Origin of the sequence: Idiomarina loihiensis (assembly GCF_024584785.1) — a bacterium.
Classification (GTDB): Bacteria; Pseudomonadota; Gammaproteobacteria; order Enterobacterales; family Alteromonadaceae; genus Pseudidiomarina; species Pseudidiomarina fusca.
Window position 1 is genome coordinate 1,470,425 of sequence record NZ_CP074112.1, and the last position, 17,517, is coordinate 1,487,941.

Genomic DNA, 17,517 nt, shown 5'->3' on the forward strand with positions numbered 1-17,517 from the left:
TAACGAAAGAATGCGGGCTGCTGGCATATTTTCTGCGTCTAGCCCGCATCTTTACGTAAATTGGCTATAAATTAGTCAATTATGACGATTGTGGTACTCGCTCCAAAGCTACTGACAAGACTTCATCAATCCACTGTACCGGTTGAATCAACAAGTCGCCTTTCACCGCATCGCTAATTTCTTTTAAATCACGCTCATTGTCTTTAGGAATTAGCACATGCTTGATACCACCACGGTGTGCAGCCAACAGCTTCTCTTTTAAGCCGCCAATAGCTAACACTTCACCGCGCAACGTGATTTCACCCGTCATGGCCACATCAGCACGTACCGGAATCTCAGTTAACGAGCTCACCAACGCGGTTACCATGGCGATACCAGCACTGGGGCCGTCCTTCGGCGTAGCGCCTTCAGGAACGTGCACGTGGATGTCCCGTTTCTCATGAAAATCTTCCGGAATCCCTAATTTGTTAGCACGGCTACGCACCACAGTTAAAGCGGTCTGGATAGATTCTTGCATCACATCACCCAAAGAGCCGGTTGAGGTAATTTTGCCTTTACCTGCAACATTGGTAGCTTCAATGGTCAATAGGTCTCCACCTACTTCGGTCCAAGCCAAACCAGTCACCTGCCCCACTTGGTTGTTCTCTTCGGCGCGACCAAAGTCAAAGCGCTGTACGCCCAAGTAATCAGCAAGATTATCACCGGTTATCGCCACATGTTTAATGCTGCTATCTAGCACCAGTTGCTTCACTGCTTTGCGACACAACCGCGAAATTTCACGCTCTAAGTTACGAACCCCAGCTTCACGGGTGTAGTACCGAATAATGCCGGTAATAGCAGCATCGGTGATCTCAATTTCTTTAGCTTTTAGGCCCGCCCGTTCAATTTGCTTGGGCAACAAATGCCGTTTAGCAATGTTGAGCTTTTCATCTTCGGTATAACCCGACAGGCGAATCACTTCCATCCGGTCTAACAGCGGGCCGGGGATATTCATGCTATTTGAGGTAGCCACGAACATCACATCCGATAGATCATAATCCACTTCTAAATAGTGGTCGTTAAAATTAACGTTTTGCTCAGGGTCTAACACTTCGAGCAATGCAGATGCTGGATCACCGCGCATATCCGAGGCCATCTTGTCGATTTCATCCAACAAGAACAGCGGGTTACGCACACCTACTTTCGCCATTTTCTGAATCAGCTTACCTGGCATAGAGCCAATATAAGTGCGGCGATGGCCACGAATCTCAGCCTCATCACGCACGCCACCTAAGGCCATCCGAATGTATTTACGCCCGGTTGCTTTGGCGATGGACTGCCCTAACGAGGTTTTACCCACACCTGGCGGCCCTACTAAGCATAAAATCGCGCCGCGAACCTTGTTGGTACGCTGTTGCACCGCGAGGTATTCAAGAATGCGTTCTTTCACCTTTTCTAGGCCGTAATGGTCGGCATCTAGGATCTTCTCTGCATTAGCGAGATCTTTTTTGATCCGCGAACGTTTTTTCCATGGCACCGATACCATCCAGTCAATATAGCCGCGCACCACGGTGGCTTCGGCAGACATGGGTGACATCATTTTTAATTTTTGCAGTTCAGCGCGAGTTTTCTTCTCGGCTTCTTCTGGCATTTGCGCCTCTTCAATTTTGCGCTGCAAGGCTTCAAATTCATCAGGGCCATCTTCCATTTCGCCCAATTCTTTTTGAATGGCTTTCATTTGCTCATTCAAATAATACTCGCGTTGGCTCTTCTCCATTTGTTTTTTCACCCGCGTACGGATGCGTTTTTCAACTTGGAGTAAATCAATCTCGCCTTCCATCAACGCCATCAGAAATTCCAGGCGTTCGCGCACATCGGTAATCTCGAGTACTTTTTGTTTGTCGTTGAGCTTCAACGGCATATGCGCGGCCATGGTATCGGCTAGCCGGTCGGCTTCTTCAATACCAGACAACGAGGTCAATACTTCCGGTGGGATCTTCTTGTTGAGCTTAACGTAGCCCTCAAACTGATTCACCGCCGAGCGGATCATCACTTCTTCTTCTTTGTCATCCATCGCCTCAGAGTCAAGGTAATGAACCTGCGCACGGAAGAAGTCCTGCTCGCCCTCAAAATTCTCAATCTCTGCCCGCTGGCTACCTTCAACCAACACTTTAACGGTACCATCAGGCAGCTTTAACAACTGCAAAATAGTCGCTACCGTACCAATGCGGTGGATATCGCCTTGCTCTGGCTCATCTACTGCTGCATCTTTTTGGGCCGCAAGAAAGATCTGCTTGTTTTGCTCCATGGCCGCTTCTAAACAACGAATTGATTTTTCGCGCCCCACGAACAAAGGAATCACCATGTGCGGATACACGACCACATCGCGCAGCGGCAGCACAGGAATACTTAAACGTTCCACCCGTTCTTCACTCATAAACTTCTCCAGGTAACCGGTTCGTGATAGTTCACTCTATCTTACCCCTTTATATGTGGTGCTCCAGCGAAAGTTCAATGGTTTGCAGAAAAAAAGGGCCTAAATGGCCCTTTTTGCATATTTTTCAGACTAAATGTTAACTTTATTCACCAGCAGCCTGTTTTTCATCGGCTTTGTTCGCATAGATAAAAATAGGATCGGACTCGCCTTTAATCACCGACTCATCAATCACTACTTTTTCGACGTTATCTACTGATGGTAGATCGTACATAGTATCTAACAGCACCGCCTCGACGATCGAGCGCAAACCACGTGCACCGGTTTTTCGCTGCATGGCTTTACGTGCAATGGAGCGTAACGCATCTTCACGAAACTCTAGGTCAACGCCTTCCATATTGAATAACGCTGAATATTGCTTGGTTAGCGCATTCTTCGGCTCGCTCAGAATTTTCACCAAGGCGTCTTCATCCAGTTCAGTCAGCGTTGCTAGTACCGGTAAGCGGCCAATAAATTCAGGGATCAAACCAAATTTCACCAAATCTTCTGGTTCAACTTTAGCCATCACCGCGCCTTCCGCTTTGGGCTTCTTACTTTTTACTTCCGCCCCAAAACCAATCCCAGAATGCTCGTTAATACGCTGTTCAATCACTTTATCTAAGCCAGCAAAAGCACCACCACAGATAAACAGAATCTTCGACGTATCAACCTGCACAAACTCTTGCTGCGGATGCTTACGCCCACCTTGTGGCGGCACCGCTGCAACCGTGCCTTCAATCAGTTTCAGTAACGCCTGCTGAACCCCTTCACCGGACACGTCACGGGTAATTGACGGGTTATCTGACTTACGCGAAATCTTATCGATTTCATCTATGTAGACGATGCCACGTTGAGCCTTTTCGACATCGTAATCACACTTCTGCAGTAATTTTTGGATGATGTTTTCAACATCTTCACCAACATAGCCAGCTTCGGTAAGAGTGGTTGCATCAGCCATCGTAAAGGGCACATCTAAAAACCGCGCCAAGGTTTCAGCTAAATAGGTTTTGCCTGAGCCCGTTGGGCCAATCAGCAAAATATTACTTTTACCTAGCTCAACCGCATCCTTGTCTTTACCCACAACAGCACTTTGTAAGCGCTTGTAGTGGTTGTAAACAGCTACTGCTAAGACCTTTTTCGCTAATTCTTGGCCAATCACATATTCATCTAAGTGGGCGCGAATTTCATGGGGCTTAGGCAACTGCTTAGGTGCATCCTTAGGCGCAATGTTCTGAATTTCTTCATCCAGAATATCGTTACACAGCTCCACACACTCATCACAGATGAATACCGATGGTCCCGCAATAAGCTTACGAACTTCGTGCTGACTTTTACCGCAGAAGGTACAAAACAAAGGCTTTTCGCCTTTACCTTCAGTTTTATCCGTCATCTTATTCTCCGCCTCGTTGGGTCAGTACTTTATCAACTAAGCCGTAGTTAACAGCTTCTTCAGCCGACATAAAGTAGTCACGGTCGGTATCTTTAGCGACCTGCTCTAAGTCTTTGCCAGTGTTTTCTGCCAACATCCGGTTCAGCTTATCTTTGATATCCAAGATTTGCCGCGCGTGAATTTCAAAATCCGACGCCTGCCCTTGGAACCCACCTAACGGCTGGTGAATCATCACCCGTGAATTAGGCAAGCAGAACCGTTTACCTTTGGCACCACCAGCAAGTAGGAATGCGCCCATGCTGGCCGCTTGGCCCATACATACAGTACTTACATCTGGCTTAATAAAGCGCATGGTGTCATAGATCGCCATACCTGCGGTAACCGCACCACCGGGTGAGTTGATGTACAGATAAATATCTTTGTCTGGGTTATCTGACTCCAAGAACAGCAACTGAGCCACAATTAAGTTGGCCATATGGTCTTCAACTTGACCGCAGCAAAAAATCACGCGCTCTTTAAGTAAGCGCGAATAGATATCGTACGAGCGCTCTCCCTTTGCTGTTTGTTCTACTACCATGGGCACCAATTGGGCCATTGGATCTAGCGCCATATCCGACATAATTTTACGACTCCTGAAATAAAAATGGCTCGTATAAGCATATACGAGCCATTAAACCAAGTTGTTAGGGATGCCGTCAATGATGTTCTAACGGTATTCCTATCACTTACTTATTTTTTTGGGTTCATCAACTCGTCAAAGCTGGCCTTTTTCGCCGTTACTTTAGCTTGACCAAGGATGAACTCAATTGCTTGCTCTTCAAGGGCAACATTGCGCACTTGTTGCATCAATTCTTCGTTACCTTTGTAGTAAGCTACAACTTCAGTTGGATCTTCGTAGGCTGAGGCATTGTTGTCGATGATTTCTTCAACTTTTTGCTCGTCAACTTTCAATTCGTTGCCACGAATAACTTCACCCAACAACAAACCTACTTTCACCCGCTCTTTTGCTTGTTCTTCAAACAATTCTGCTGGCAATTGTGGTAATTGAGCTTGGTTACCACCAAAGCGCTGCATGGCCTGACGACGTAATACGTCAACTTCTTGGCTCAACATAGCTTTTGGAACGTCCACTTCGTTGCTTTCAACTAAGCCTTTCAATACCTGTTCTTTCACTTTCGCTTGAACGGTATTTTTCAGTTCACGCTGCATGTTTTTACGCACTTCAGCTTTCAATGCGTCAACACCACCTTCTTTGACACCGAACAGAGCCACGAACTCGTCGTTTAGCTCAGGCAGTTCACGCGTCTCAACTTTCTTGGCAACGATCACAAAAGATGCTTTTTTGCCTTTCAAGTTTTCTGCGTGATAATCCTCAGGGAAAGTCACTTCGATGGTTTTTTCTTCACCGGCTTTCATGCCAATGATGTCATCTTCAAACCCAGGAATCATTCGGCCTTGGCCTAATTCCAAAGCAAAATCAGATGCTTTGCCACCTTCAAACTCTTCACCGTCAATCGAGCCAGTGAAATCGATGGTGATTTGATCATCTTTCTTCGATTTACGCTTCACTTCTTTCCAAGTAGCGTGCTGCTTACGCAACGTTTCCATCATGGTGTCAACGTCAGCGTCAGTCACTTCTACTTCTGGTTTTTCGATGGCTAATTTATCTAAATCAGCAACCTTAACTTCTGGATACACTTCAAACGTAGCCACGAATTCGAAGTCTTTACCTTCTTCGTTAACTTTTGGCTCGATTGCAGGCGCACCCACTGGGTTTAATTTTTCTTGCCTCATTGCTTCGAAGTATTTGCTTTGCATCAAGTTGGATGCAGCACGTGCACGGGCTTCTTTGCCGAACAGTTTTTGCAATACATTCGGTGGTACCTTCCCTTTACGGAAACCGTTGATACGGCGGTTACGGTACTCGTCTTTAAGCAGACGCTTTACTTCTTTATCGATGGTTTCAGCCGGCACGGTGATAGTGGCACGGCGTTCTAATCCTTGGGTTGTCTCTACAGAAACCTGCATTGCTTTTTTACCTCGGCTTCACTATTGGCCTGAGCCCACTACGATTCGGGACCCTTCAAAATGACGCCGCATTATAGCGAAGCGATCTACTCAAGTCGAGAATAAATGGTTACTAATTGGCAACAAACACCACTTGGTTACGCCCTGTTAGCTTCGCTTGATACACTGCGGCATCTACTTCTTGTAATAAATTATCAGCTCCCACAGGTGCTTGCGGAATACATTGATAGACCCCAATGCTCACGGTTATTTGCGCCCCTTCGGGGTAGCTTAAGGCGCGTACACGATACAGCACCGCAGCGGCGAGGGTCTGGGCAGTGGCGGCGTCGACTAACGGACTAATGACAACAAATTCATCGCCACCGAAACGGGCTACGAGCTCGCCACTACGCCTAAACTGGGTCGCTAAAATCTCTGCCACATCAGCCAGCACAGAATCGCCTAAACGATGCCCATAGGTATCATTAAGCTGCTTAAAATGATCAATATCAACCATAAATAAAGTGAGTTCACGGCCCATGCGGCTGGCACGTTGTAGCTCGTCTTTCAGGCTTTTATCTAAAGCGCGCCGGTTAGCAACTTGGGTTAGACTATCTTGATGCGCTAACGCTAATAATTGCTCATTAGCCAGTCGCAGCTCGGCTTCAACTTGCCGTAACCTCGTCTCAGTGCGATGCCGCGCGATGGTGTTACTGATCATGTCTGCCACCAACTGCATCTGCTGGATATCTTCCGCGCTCCAGTGATGCTGACGCTGCACTAAGTCACAGCCGACAAAGCCCATCAGCCGATGCTCTAAATACATGCCTACGGCCATCATCGCTTGAATTCCCTCACGAGTGAGTTCTTGCTGAAAGCCGATAGCCGCAGGCGGTAGTTGCTTGACATCATCGACCACCACTTGACCCTGGTTGCGCATCTGCTCAAAAAACCACGGCATGGCGGCAATATCAATATTTTGGAGCTCAGCTTTAAAAGACGTGATACCTGGAGCAGTCCACTCATGGGTGTTGCTCATGGTGGTGAGCTGTTCATCAAACAAAAACACATAACAGCGATCTTTACGGCCGCCACTAGCAAGTGCAGCCAAAGCTTGTTCTATGTGTTGCTGGGTTTCTGCTGAGGTACTATTGATCAGTTGCGTACTGATTTGCGAGATCAGCAAACCGAACTGCTGTTGCGCAATATCACTCGTTGCTTGACTGAGATTTTGTGTCGCTATTCCTGAAGCTGCCATGCGCCTTCCTGTGCATCAACCCGTTGTTAGCATTAACTTGATGCTAAACGCGAACGGTTAAGTCAACTCAATGTAAGAGTATTAGCAGAATTCAGCGAAGAAGTATAGACATAGTAGAATGGTCGGCGAGACTGGATTCGAACCAGCGACCCCTTGTACCCAAAACAAGTGCGCTACCAAGCTGCGCTACTCGCCGACACCAAACAGGGAATATATTACTGAGGGAGAGATGGGGTGGCTGATGGGACTTGAACCCACGACAACCGGAATCACAATCCGGGGCTCTACCGACTGAGCTACAGCCACCATTTCTCAAAACTGTTGATGCCAGGGCAGTATTGGCGCACCCGGCAGGATTCGAACCTGCGACCGACGGCTTAGAAGGCCGTTGCTCTATCCAGCTGAGCTACGGGCGCATTTCTATCCTGACAAAGAATGGTCGGCGAGACTGGATTCGAACCAGCGACCCCTTGTACCCAAAACAAGTGCGCTACCAAGCTGCGCTACTCGCCGACATCTTTGAAAAACCCGTGCAGGACGCGGCCTGACAACGGGGGCGAATATTACCTGTTGCTCTTAGAGTCGTCAAACATTTTTTTGCGTTCTGCATTCAACTGCCGAAAATACCGACAATCTGTATTCAAAAGCAGCAATTCTGTTTGTTTCGGCCAGCTTAGCTACTGTTTCAAGTACTAACCGCTGGCTTCAGTAACTTAAGCACATAAACTGCCCACATAAGTTACTACAACCTAACGTCAAAACGTGCGAAAATATCCGCCCAACACGATGACCAAAACATCTTACCATTCCACGCTTGAATAAAGAAGGGTTTGCAGCAGCTATGACAGCGCAAAATATTGACGGTAAAAAAGTTGCCCAACAGGTTCGTGACCAAGTAAAAGCTGGCGTGCAAGCACGTCTAGCCGCTGGCTATCGAGCTCCGGGGCTGGCGGTAGTGTTGGTAGGTAACGACCCAGCATCTGAAGTTTATGTGGGCAGCAAACGCCGCGCCTGTGAAGAAGTAGGCATCATTTCTAAAGCCTATGACCTACCAGCTAGCGCCACTCAAGCCGAGTTAGAAGCTCTCATCGATCAACTTAATGAAGATGCTTCGGTGGATGGCATTTTGGTACAGCTGCCGTTACCGGAAGGATTAGACGCACAAGCTTTGTTAGAGCGCATTAATCCGTTTAAAGATGTCGATGGTTTTCACCCCTTCAACATGGGACGCTTGGCGCAACGAAACCCGGCCTTACGCCCCTGCACCCCGCGCGGCGTGATAACACTGCTCGAATCCATCCAACTGGATACCTATGGTAAGAATGCGGTTGTGGTTGGTGCGTCAAACATTGTCGGACGACCGATGAGCCTAGAACTGCTCTTAGCCGGCTCCACCACCACTGTCTGTCACAGATTCACCACTGATTTGCAAAGCCATGTTGAACGCGCTGATATTCTCGTGGTTGCTGTGGGCCGTCCTAACTTTATTCCGGGTGCTTGGATCAAACCAGGGGCGGTGGTCATTGATGTCGGCATTAACCGGCTACCTTCCGGTCAATTAGTGGGCGATGTGGAGTTTGCTGCGGCCGCGGCTCGCGCTGCTTACATTACCCCAGTACCAGGTGGCGTGGGCCCAATGACAGTCGCAACCTTGATGCAAAATACCCTGCAAGCTTGTGACACTTGGCATGCGCCGGTAACCACCTCAGCATAACAGTCTAAAGCCCGCTGTTAGCGGCGGGTCTATCAGCTTTGCTAACGGGTGCGAAAACCCGTTAGCATAGGCCCTTCTGCCATCACCTTTAACGCCCACATCGGCTTATCAAGGGCCATTCCCCGTAAGCGACAGAAGGCTTGGCTGTCACTACGAAACCACTGGGCCGTCGCCGCAATCATGCTACCGACTATGGGAACTTCCAGCGGCATGCACCACCAAATTTCTATCTGTAACTGCCGCGCCGCCAGCCACGCTTCGGCATCGCGCGCTTCCGCCAGCCGCACTTGCGGATGATCAATAGCTATCTCTTGCACCCAGCGCGAGTTGCGCGTGTCCCAACGGCGTTCACTCAATTGCCGTTGCATCGCCGCAGTAGGATTATGAATTTGAATGCGCGCCGCCAACTCCAGGTAGCCACGCATTTTTAGGGTTTCGGTAAGGGTTGCGTAACGTAAGTCATTGTCGTCAAATTCAGGCGCTGCACCCTCGCTATCGCTAGCCGGCGCGTCAAAATACTGCATTTGAGTGGTCGCCATCACCGTCGCTAGGGTATCCTTCATCTTATCCAGGCTGCCATGTTGCAAGACTCCGCTACGCAACACGTAATGAGAGCCGGTTTGCAGTGTGTGCATGGTCCAGAATACCCAAATCAGTTGTACTAGCCCCAGTAACACCACGAGAATAATCGGCAATGCCAACAGCGCCTCCAGCATGGCTTGCCCCGTTTGCTTGGTTCGCATTGTTACCTCCTTGCTGGTTGGTTACGGCGCTGGCTAACCCTGACAGCCACCGCGGGCCACACACAACTCCCATAGTTGCTGATACTCAGTAATGCGTTGCCAGACCTGCTCCATACTAATCCCACCAATCACCGCTTGCGCTGCTGTCACCATGGTGAAATGGCCATGCTCACTTTGCACTTGCACCAGTTGTGCCTCTGGTGCGCTTAGGCTTTGCCCATACCAAGCGCTGGCGCGCAGTTGATCAATCCCCTGCAGGTTATGCTGGCGAAGATCGAGATCCGTATGCATTTGGTTCAGTTGCGGAGCATCAGCAATCGCCACTCGATAAAGGTAAGGACTATCCGGATGGTAGCTCTGCGCTGGCTGCCACACAGTTACCAGCACCTGCTCGGCATTGGCGCTGGCACCCACGATTTGGCCAGCTAACCAGCTCGCGGCGGCCGCACTAGGTGCGGTTAAGCGTAATTGCACATAACGTTGCTGCGGCTGTAGCAACCAAGGCTGCTGCCACGGCGTGGTTAGCTGCTGCAAGTGCCCATGCTGTTGTAACTGCGCAAAGGATGGCGGCGGTTGCCCCGTATCACTCCAGTAACTGCGTACCGCTTGCTGTAAGCGTTCAGTATCAGCTAACCATTGATGGCGCTGCTGTTGCTGTTGTTGCACCTGCTGCCACTGAGCAAACACCAGCAAACTAGCTGCCAGCAACACGGTCGCAATGATCACCTCTAACAGCACAAAGCCAAGGCTAGAACTGCCCCGCAGCGGTAGCCTTACTATTACCTCAGCGCCGCCGAGGATTGGCGCTGCTAAGGGGCCGCTGTTCAAGTTCGTTGATTTCATTCGTGGCACTCCTTGGGGATTAGGTTGGATCAACCAACGCCGCCCGCACCAGTAGAAACTGGCGATGGGCGCGCAACTGTTGCTGTAACTGCAACAGCTGCGCATCCGACCACGGCGGGTCTTGCTTAAACGCTGCTTGACGCCAGTGCTGCAGCCCCAGCACTGCCGCACTAGCAAGCACCGCCAGCAAGGCTAGCGCCAGCACCAATTCAATCATGCTAAAACCATGGCTGCGCAGGTGACTGGTTAGCATGGGGTTAGCCTTGGAATGTTAAAAACAATGTACCCGCAGAATATGTAGATACCAAAGCGTACTCATTAAAGTCATAAGCCAACCGCGCCCCCTCAGCATCGGCATCAATTCCTGTCAGGGTCACTACATAACGCGAGGTATCAGTACCATCCACCGAGACCTGAACATCGCCACCCCAAGGATTAATCGCAGTACCACTGCCCCACTGCTGCGGCACCGCTGCAATACCGGACATGGCGGCCAAACTAATGCCGGTTAAATCGCCGCTACGAGGTCGCCACAGCTGGGCACCTGCCTGAATGGTTATAATCTGAGTCTTAGCCTCACTAATGCGTGAGTTCCCCACCGCCCAATCTCGCAAGGCGAGCGTGCCCACCGTAGCTAACGCAATAATGGATAAAACGGTTAACACTTCAATAAAAGTAAATCCTTGTTGTTGCTTACGCATCACTTGCTCCTTGTTTTTCAACGAAACCGCAAAGGTCCTTAAGGACGTTCTTGGCGCTTATCTGATAGTTTCATGGTTGTTGCTATCCGTTCCTGTTGCTTGTCCTCCTCACGCTGTAACCCTGCTTGATGAACTTAGATATGCTGCTGGGATACTGTCATCAGCATGGCTCCCATACCGCCTAGTACCACCACCAACACCATAAAAATCATGCCGTAGCAAAATCCTAGTAGCAGTACTCGTAACCGCCCCAACGCCCGCACCGCATCTTGGGTGGCATACTCAGCCACCCGCAGCAACGTGCCTTGTTCGCTGGCCTGGCGACTGCCATTACTTAGCCGAAACAACATGCGCGCCGACAACAGTCCGGTATCAAACAGCACTGCTAACTGTCGCTCACCTTGGGCTAAGCGCTGCCGAATCACGCCTAAATGCCAATCCATTGAGCTATTGCTATAGGCTTGCATCGCCAAGATAGCGCGATCCAGATTCATCCCTGCTTTCAACAGCACAGTGACGGTTTGCAACAGCAATACCGCATCAAAATAGCGGCGAATAACAAAACAGCCTCTCTGCGCCAACGCCCGCCAATACCATCGGCTTAAATCAATCAGCAGCGCTGGGCCCCAACAGGCCAATAACACCAACAGCACCGCTAGCAGGAGTAACGGCACCGCCGGACCATGACTAAGTTGCAACAGCAATCCACTCAGTTGCGGCCACTGCTCAGGGGGTAACGCGGCGGCTAGTTTCGGCATCACTTGCTGCCCAATAAAAACACAAGCCAGTAGCGCTAAGGCCAACATTGCTAGTGGATAAAGGAGCGGCTTCCAGAACGCTTGTAGGGCAGCATAACGTTGTTGTTCAAACTGCTGTTGCCGTTGCAGTAACTGATCTAACACGCCGCTATGTTCGCCGACGGCCATCAGCATCACCAGATCTTGGGCAAAGCTACCCTGCAACGCTGGCCCTAGTGGCTGACCGGCATTCAGTTGCGCGATGATTTGCTGTACCAGTTGGTATTCCGCCCGTAGGCCTTGCTGCTTAGCGTTTTCCGCTAATCCAATACAGGTTTGCAATGGGCTTAAACCATCGGCTAGCCCTAACGCAAAATCTTCGAGAAAAGCCAGCTGTCGCGGTCTGCTTAAGCGTTGCATAACGGCTCCTCTAGGGTCTCGCCCAGCTGTTGTTCTAAACTCAACCAGCCTAGCTGCAGCAAGTGTTTGCGACACTGTTCCAATTCACCTTGACGCAGCGCCAACCGTACCTTTTCGTCAATCACCAAAAACTCGGTTAACAGCTGCCGACCACTCACCCTAGCACCATGACACACTGCACAGGGTGCTTGCGGATGCGCAACGCATGCCTGACACACGGTACTTTGTAAGCGCTGCGCCAGAATCCCACGCAATACCCCTACTTGCGCCAGCGATTCAGCACTTAGGCCCAAATCCAGTAACCGTTGCAACACTCCAAAGGTATCGTGGGCGTGCACCGTTGCCGTGACTAAATGCCCCGTCAGCGCTGCGGTATAAGCCGCTTTAGCGGTTGCTGCATCGCGAATTTCACTAATCGATATCACGTCTGGATCTTCCCGCAAGGCCACCTTCACCATATTGGCAAAGTTAAGTTCGGCGTGGTCAGCGATAACCGGCTTTTGCTCAATGTGAGGCTGAATGATCTCAATTGGATCTTCGAGGGAGATCACCTTAGCCGTGCGCGGGATCACCCAATTGATAGCGGCCAAGGTGGTGGTTTTACCCTGCCCCGTAGGCCCCGCAATCAGAATCATGCCAGCCGGTTGCAACAATAACTCCAGCAGTTGTCGATGCACTTTGGCGGTAAGCCCCAACTGCCCAAGCTCGACTACCCGTTGCTGTTCGTTCTGCAAACGCATGGTCACGGCAAACCCATCACGGGTGGGCGACTTTTGTACCCGCAACCGGATCCGTTGGGGCTGATTTTGATGCGCGACTGTAATAGAAATACTTGCTGCCGATAGGCGTTGCTCATCAAACAGTTCGCGAAAATCGTCAGAGCGAGTGTTTAACGATGCAGCAATAGCAGCCGCCATAGTCTCTCTGTTGCGTTCGGCCTGGCCAATCAAGCGCCCATGCACGCGAAATGCCAGCAAGGCTTGGCGCGGGGTAAATACCAGATGAATATCAGATGCCGAAATCACCAACGCCTGTTGCACTAAATCTTCGAGGGCCTGCTGCGCCCGCGTTTGATCCAAGGGCTGGTTCGCATGTGCACTGGTTTGCTGGGTTTGCGCCAAGGCATCATGCAAAGCCGCCCGAATGGCTCGCGCCGGTGCTAACATCCGCAGCCTTACTTGCAAGCCTTGATGATAGGTAAATTGGAGTAAGTTAATGATCTCCAACGCCGATTCTTGCCAAGCCACGAGACTGCATAGCAATAGCCCTTCGTTGGTAACTAACACCGCGTTATCCGGTTGCTGCGGACGCTCACTGATGCGCAGGCACTCGGTTAAGCTGGGCAAGAAAATCTGACATTGCAGCACTTGATCTTCCGGTAGCATTAACATGGCTCACCACCCCTGCGGTAGTGGGATATCACGATAGTGGCCGTAACGTTTTAAGCGCACCTGCTGCTCATGCACCTCAACTTGTAGATCATGGGCACCTCGCTCACCTGGGGTTAACAGCAACCACTGACCACGCTCTTGCAATACCACCTTGACGCCATCCACAGCTTCGATAAAGCCCACCAAAATGATGCTACTCAGTTGTTCAGTAACCCGATTACCCGGGTTAGCTGCGGGCTTTTGTAAGGCGGCAATGGCGTGTTTGGCTTTTTCGATTTGCAACTGGGTTTGCAATCGTTTGGCTTCGGTTTCAGCTACCCGTTGCTCTAACTCGCTGTAACGCAACTGTTCAATCAGGCCTGGAGCCGGATCAAAGGCTTCAGTGGGTTCAGCGGGTTCAACGACGTGAACGGCATCAACGGAGCTGGTGGCCGCTGTCGATGATGGTGCTGTTAGCAATTGTTGCGCCAGCAATAAACTAATCGTAATCCCTACCATGTGCTTGCCCTCCATGAGCGTATGCGCGCAACTCCAATTGCAGTTGCCATAATAATCCGTCGGCCTTGGCCGAGGCTGCTACCAACCTCAGCTCACTGGGCAGTTGCCGCCACGCCTTAGCACCGGCACTGCTCCACAATAAGGGGTCAAACCCTAACACTTGCACCTGTACCTGCTGCCACTGATACCAGCCATCGGTTTGTACCGCTGCCACTTTAAATTGCGCCTGCGGAAACCATTGCTGTAGTTCACTTAAACTGCTTTCCAGATAAGCCAACGATGGCGCCAACTTGGCCAAGCTTGGCTCTTGCTGCCAGGCACTGGGGACGTTGGCGGTCAGTAACAGCCCCGGTTGGGCACTGCCAGCAACAGCACCTAATTGATAAAACCAAATCGGCTGTAACTGTTGTCGCAAGTCTGCCATCGAGGCATACCCCTGCTGTACATGCAGTTGCTGCTGTTGCTCGCTAAACTGCCACTGCTGTACTTTCCAGCCAGCCACATAACTCCAACGCAATAATTGCTGGGGCAAGGCTGCCATACTAGCCAGTTGCACCCCCGCCATCGGCGGCCGCTGTTGCGCTTGCGGATGGCTATCCAAGCCATCTTCGGACGGCGTTGTCGGCCATAACAGCCAACCCAACAACAGCGCTAAGCACAAGCTTATGGTGGCGCTAAGCACCACCACTTTGCGCCGTAGCCAAGGTGGCGGTTTGCGGATATTTAACAGCTGCTGGCCTTTACTTGGCGCTTGATTAAACAGCTCATCGCACACCTGCGGGCTTACCGGCCAGGGTGCTGTTAACCAGCGTTGTTGCGCCATCTCACCGGCTAACATCAATTGACACTGCATGCCATCAGTAGCTAACCAGGTAGCGGTAAGTTCAAACAGAAAGCTATTCGGGTTGGCTTCTAAATCAATTGCCAAAGCGCACAGTAAGGTTTGTTCGCGCCAAGCTATCACCCAAACCTGCTCACCCACCACCTGCAGCACCACCCAACTGGGGTCTTGCGTGCTAGTTAACTGCTGATGCACATGAGCTACGGCATCGCCTACGTTGGCCTCGCCGGTACAACTTAACCAATAGCACTGCCCCACTTGATACAACCCATAATGACTAAAGCCCTGCTGTCTGGCCTCACCCAGCCATTGTAAAATGCGCGCTTGCTCAGTTGATTGTCGACGCCATAGCTCAAGCCGCCAGCCACTCACCAACATTAGTAACCTCGCTGCACAATATTCGGTGTTAACAGCACAATGGTTTCGCTACGGCGATGCTGGCTACTATTGGCGCCACCTAACATTAGGCTCAACCAACTCTGTTGCTGCTGAATGCTATTACGCTCATTTCGTAAACCACTCATCAACAGGGTTTTGCCATCTTCAATCATGGCTTTCATAAAGAACTTTTTGCGATTGGTATGAGGTGTTTGGATAATTTGCTCGCCCGAGCGAACTTCATCAATCCGTTCTAAATCTGATAATTCGGTAGACAGCTGCAATATCACCTCGCCGGCACGAATGCTGGGCAACACGTATAACTCAAAGCCAGTAGTCACTAAACCTGGCTGCAACACTTGTGAGCTTCCAACGTTCGGTGTGCTGGTACTCCCAGACGCGGCCAAGTAACTGGCGTTATCTTCCAGCACAATTTTGGCGATTTGATTATTTAAGCTGATCAAGCGCGGATGATTACTGATGCGCACCACGCCCTGCTGCTCTAATGCTTCGATAAGTACCGACGACCCTGCCGCTTTGCCCTGTTGCTGCTGCCACATTAATTGAGTTCCGTTGCCACCGCCAAAGCTAGCGCTAGAAAGCCCTAAAATACCCTCGCCACCAGCGGTCTGAACCAAAGCTTGCCAATCTACAGAAAACTGCTCGGTATCATTAAAAGTCACTTCCAGAATTTGCACATCAATCGATACTTGCCGGGTTAGCCGCTCATTTTGCTGTGCCAAGTAGTGCCGCACTTGCGCAACATGATGAGGATAATCTCGCACCAACACCGAACTTGAACTTTGATTGATGGATAAGCTGCCCTGTTCAGAGAGCAATAAGCTAAGTGCTTGCTCGAGATCGTTCCAAACGGATAATTGGCGGCTGCTAAAGTTCAAGTATTGCTGACTACCGCCACTGGCATTAAAGGCATTGTTGCTGTTGGTTCCAGCGGTTTGGTTACTGGTGCCGGTTTGCTCAGCATCTTTGTTACCAAGAAAGTAATTGGTATCGCCCGCCAAAAAGGCAACATCAAACTCTTCAACTTGAAACTCACTCCATAAAATTTGCCGTGGTTGCTGCTGTAAATGCCAGCCCGTATGCGCTGCCATCTGCTCCAGTAAGCCACCTAACGTGCCCTGATAATTAAGCTTGACCACCTGCTGACCTAGCTCCGGCCCCAAAAAGTGTGCACTAATCTGATGGGGAGCTAACACCTGCTGCATCACTGCTGCGGCAGTTAAGCCATTGGATCGCAAGGTGACGGGGGCACTATGCCACGCCGGTACCAGCTGTTGTGGCGCACCTATTAAAGAGCCAGCCGAGGACGCGGCATAAGGCCCGGCATAGGGTCCAGCATAAGGCCCAGCAAGTCCGGGCGGTGGCTGAGGCGGTTGATTGCCAGCCGGCATCGGATAGCCATTGCCCGGATAAGCCACAGGTCCTTGCTGGTAAGGTGTTGGCAACTCACGAATCGGGTAGTAGGGATTACCGTATTGAACTGCGGTGCGCCCACCGTACTGCTGTCCATCCATTGCCGCCAAAGCTTGCAACGCCTGCTGCTTATGCTGTTGGTAGTTATCTTCTGGTAGTTGACACCCACTTAGTAGCACTGCGGTTAAACCTAACATCAGCCATTTCATCGTAGCACTCCTGTGCGGCCATAATATTGACGGGGTTGTGGTGCTGCCGGTTGCGGCCAGCGCGGGGGCGCTGCATTAGCGGCAGCAGCCGGCGTTTGATAGCTGACCAAGGCTCCTTGATTGGCAAAAATGGTAACCGCCAGTGCTGCTGAGCTCAGCAGTTGTTCAAGCAGTTGCGGATGATCAGGAGCATGAAGTTGAAAAGGGGCCGCCCAGCGATAATCGGCGGCAATTTGCCAGTCAATCCAGCGCACCGCAAAGTAATCCATCAAGTATTGCTCGAGTTGCGGCCGTACTAGGCCCGCGGCAAACACCATGGATACCCCAGTAGGAGCTGGATAATAGGGATGATTAACTGCATTGGGTGGTGCCACCGTAAACGCGTAGCTAGGGCAGCTACTGGCGTTTACTGACGCCGGCCACAAACAGCTCAGAATGATGCTGAATGCAGCGGCGACCAGTTGGACTTTCGCCCGATATGGTACATAGACCATGGAACCT

The 17,517-nt window shown here is 50.7% G+C and carries 16 protein-coding genes and 4 tRNA genes; 1 reads left to right on the forward strand and 19 read right to left on the reverse strand.

The window, feature by feature from the left end; genetic code table 11:
- Positions 1-79 precede the first annotated feature (79 nt).
- The 9 genes from lon to KGF88_RS07180 all read right to left on the reverse strand — a co-directional run bounded on the left by lon (position 80) and on the right by KGF88_RS07180 (position 7,620).
- The gene (gene lon / locus KGF88_RS07140) at positions 80-2,416 is read right to left on the reverse strand and encodes an endopeptidase La (RefSeq protein WP_110074827.1); all 2,337 of its coding nucleotides are present in this window, start codon (positions 2,414-2,416) and stop codon (positions 80-82) included.
- Between the two features lie 142 nt (positions 2,417-2,558).
- The gene (gene clpX / locus KGF88_RS07145; protein WP_153825804.1) at positions 2,559-3,842 is read right to left on the reverse strand and encodes an ATP-dependent protease ATP-binding subunit ClpX; all 1,284 of its coding nucleotides are present in this window, start codon (positions 3,840-3,842) and stop codon (positions 2,559-2,561) included.
- A gap of 1 nt (position 3,843) precedes the next feature.
- Positions 3,844-4,461 (reverse strand): ATP-dependent Clp endopeptidase proteolytic subunit ClpP, encoded by a 618-nt coding sequence (clpP, locus tag KGF88_RS07150; RefSeq protein ID WP_092855810.1) that lies wholly within the window; start codon positions 4,459-4,461, stop codon positions 3,844-3,846.
- Between the two features lie 110 nt (positions 4,462-4,571).
- Positions 4,572-5,870, reverse strand: coding sequence for a trigger factor (tig, locus tag KGF88_RS07155; RefSeq protein WP_153825805.1), 1,299 nt, complete (start codon positions 5,868-5,870; stop codon positions 4,572-4,574).
- Between the two features lie 112 nt (positions 5,871-5,982).
- On the reverse strand, positions 5,983-7,107 hold the full coding sequence (locus tag KGF88_RS07160) for a GGDEF domain-containing protein (RefSeq protein WP_153825806.1): 1,125 nt from the start codon (positions 7,105-7,107) through the stop codon (positions 5,983-5,985).
- A gap of 119 nt (positions 7,108-7,226) precedes the next feature.
- Positions 7,227-7,303 (reverse strand) — tRNA-Pro (locus KGF88_RS07165).
- A 34-nt stretch (positions 7,304-7,337) separates the two neighbouring features.
- Positions 7,338-7,413, reverse strand: a tRNA-His gene (locus KGF88_RS07170).
- A gap of 33 nt (positions 7,414-7,446) precedes the next feature.
- Positions 7,447-7,523 (reverse strand) — tRNA-Arg (locus KGF88_RS07175).
- A 20-nt stretch (positions 7,524-7,543) separates the two neighbouring features.
- Positions 7,544-7,620, reverse strand: a tRNA-Pro gene (locus tag KGF88_RS07180).
- Positions 7,621-7,948: 328 nt separating this feature from the next.
- On the opposite strand from KGF88_RS07180, the gene folD reads away from it, so the two are divergent.
- Positions 7,949-8,821, forward strand: coding sequence for a bifunctional methylenetetrahydrofolate dehydrogenase/methenyltetrahydrofolate cyclohydrolase FolD (gene folD / locus KGF88_RS07185; RefSeq protein ID WP_153825807.1), 873 nt, complete (start codon positions 7,949-7,951; stop codon positions 8,819-8,821).
- A 41-nt stretch (positions 8,822-8,862) separates the two neighbouring features.
- Here the strand turns inward: folD and KGF88_RS07190 are convergent, their stop codons facing one another.
- The 10 genes from KGF88_RS07190 to KGF88_RS07235 form a co-directional block, all read right to left on the reverse strand.
- Positions 8,863-9,564: a TadE/TadG family type IV pilus assembly protein gene (locus tag KGF88_RS07190; protein ID WP_110074832.1), complete on the reverse strand. Its 702-nt coding sequence runs from the start codon at positions 9,562-9,564 to the stop codon at positions 8,863-8,865.
- Positions 9,565-9,597: 33 nt separating this feature from the next.
- Entirely contained in the window at positions 9,598-10,407 is an 810-nt protein-coding gene (locus KGF88_RS07195; protein ID WP_153825808.1) for a hypothetical protein, read from the reverse strand.
- Between the two features lie 19 nt (positions 10,408-10,426).
- Positions 10,427-10,660 (reverse strand): prepilin-type N-terminal cleavage/methylation domain-containing protein, encoded by a 234-nt coding sequence (locus KGF88_RS07200; protein ID WP_110074834.1) that lies wholly within the window; start codon positions 10,658-10,660, stop codon positions 10,427-10,429.
- 4 nt (positions 10,661-10,664) lie between these two features.
- Positions 10,665-11,108, reverse strand: coding sequence for a type II secretion system protein (locus KGF88_RS07205; RefSeq protein WP_153825809.1), 444 nt, complete (start codon positions 11,106-11,108; stop codon positions 10,665-10,667).
- A gap of 134 nt (positions 11,109-11,242) precedes the next feature.
- A complete protein-coding gene (locus KGF88_RS07210) occupies positions 11,243-12,265 on the reverse strand; it encodes a type II secretion system F family protein (protein WP_153825810.1) in 1,023 nt (340 codons plus the stop codon).
- Entirely contained in the window at positions 12,253-13,656 is a 1,404-nt protein-coding gene (locus KGF88_RS07215) for a GspE/PulE family protein (RefSeq protein WP_153825811.1), read from the reverse strand. Before KGF88_RS07215 ends, KGF88_RS07210 begins: the two co-directional genes overlap by 13 nt.
- 3 nt (positions 13,657-13,659) lie before the next feature.
- Complete coding sequence (locus KGF88_RS07220) at positions 13,660-14,154, reverse strand: hypothetical protein (protein ID WP_153825812.1); 495 nt, start codon at positions 14,152-14,154, stop codon at positions 13,660-13,662.
- Positions 14,135-15,373, reverse strand: a complete 1,239-nt coding sequence (locus tag KGF88_RS07225; protein ID WP_153825813.1) for a hypothetical protein — start codon at positions 15,371-15,373, stop codon at positions 14,135-14,137. Before KGF88_RS07225 ends, KGF88_RS07220 begins: the two co-directional genes overlap by 20 nt.
- Positions 15,373-17,016 carry a hypothetical protein gene (locus KGF88_RS07230; protein ID WP_110074840.1) on the reverse strand — a complete coding sequence of 548 codons (1,644 nt, stop codon included), beginning with the start codon at positions 17,014-17,016 and terminating at the stop codon, positions 15,373-15,375. The genes KGF88_RS07225 and KGF88_RS07230 overlap by 1 nt, the downstream gene beginning before the upstream one ends.
- On the reverse strand, positions 17,013-17,510 hold the full coding sequence (locus KGF88_RS07235) for a hypothetical protein (RefSeq protein ID WP_110074841.1): 498 nt from the start codon (positions 17,508-17,510) through the stop codon (positions 17,013-17,015). Before KGF88_RS07235 ends, KGF88_RS07230 begins: the two co-directional genes overlap by 4 nt.
- Between the last annotated feature and the right edge of the window lie 7 nt (positions 17,511-17,517).

What these genes read in the sequence shown, in the direction of transcription:
- KGF88_RS07200 (WP_110074834.1), bottom strand. Translation starts at nt 10,660, where the DNA reads ATGCTAACCAGTCACCTGCGCAGCCATGGTTTTAGCATGATTGAATTG.
- KGF88_RS07230 (WP_110074840.1), bottom strand. Translation starts at nt 17,016, where the DNA reads ATGAAATGGCTGATGTTAGGTTTAACCGCAGTGCTACTAAGTGGGTGT.
- KGF88_RS07160 (WP_153825806.1), bottom strand. Translation starts at nt 7,107, where the DNA reads ATGGCAGCTTCAGGAATAGCGACACAAAATCTCAGTCAAGCAACGAGT.
- clpP (WP_092855810.1), bottom strand. Translation starts at nt 4,461, where the DNA reads ATGTCGGATATGGCGCTAGATCCAATGGCCCAATTGGTGCCCATGGTA.
- lon (WP_110074827.1), bottom strand. Translation starts at nt 2,416, where the DNA reads ATGAGTGAAGAACGGGTGGAACGTTTAAGTATTCCTGTGCTGCCGCTG.
- KGF88_RS07190 (WP_110074832.1), bottom strand. Translation starts at nt 9,564, where the DNA reads ATGCGAACCAAGCAAACGGGGCAAGCCATGCTGGAGGCGCTGTTGGCA.
- KGF88_RS07235 (WP_110074841.1), bottom strand. Translation starts at nt 17,510, where the DNA reads ATGGTCTATGTACCATATCGGGCGAAAGTCCAACTGGTCGCCGCTGCA.
- tig (WP_153825805.1), bottom strand. Translation starts at nt 5,870, where the DNA reads ATGCAGGTTTCTGTAGAGACAACCCAAGGATTAGAACGCCGTGCCACT.
- KGF88_RS07225 (WP_153825813.1), bottom strand. Translation starts at nt 15,373, where the DNA reads ATGTTGGTGAGTGGCTGGCGGCTTGAGCTATGGCGTCGACAATCAACT.
- clpX (WP_153825804.1), bottom strand. Translation starts at nt 3,842, where the DNA reads ATGACGGATAAAACTGAAGGTAAAGGCGAAAAGCCTTTGTTTTGTACC.
- KGF88_RS07195 (WP_153825808.1), bottom strand. Translation starts at nt 10,407, where the DNA reads ATGAAATCAACGAACTTGAACAGCGGCCCCTTAGCAGCGCCAATCCTC.
- folD (WP_153825807.1), top strand. Translation starts at nt 7,949, where the DNA reads ATGACAGCGCAAAATATTGACGGTAAAAAAGTTGCCCAACAGGTTCGT.
- KGF88_RS07210 (WP_153825810.1), bottom strand. Translation starts at nt 12,265, where the DNA reads ATGCAACGCTTAAGCAGACCGCGACAGCTGGCTTTTCTCGAAGATTTT.
- KGF88_RS07220 (WP_153825812.1), bottom strand. Translation starts at nt 14,154, where the DNA reads ATGGTAGGGATTACGATTAGTTTATTGCTGGCGCAACAATTGCTAACA.
- KGF88_RS07205 (WP_153825809.1), bottom strand. Translation starts at nt 11,108, where the DNA reads ATGCGTAAGCAACAACAAGGATTTACTTTTATTGAAGTGTTAACCGTT.
- KGF88_RS07215 (WP_153825811.1), bottom strand. Translation starts at nt 13,656, where the DNA reads ATGTTAATGCTACCGGAAGATCAAGTGCTGCAATGTCAGATTTTCTTG.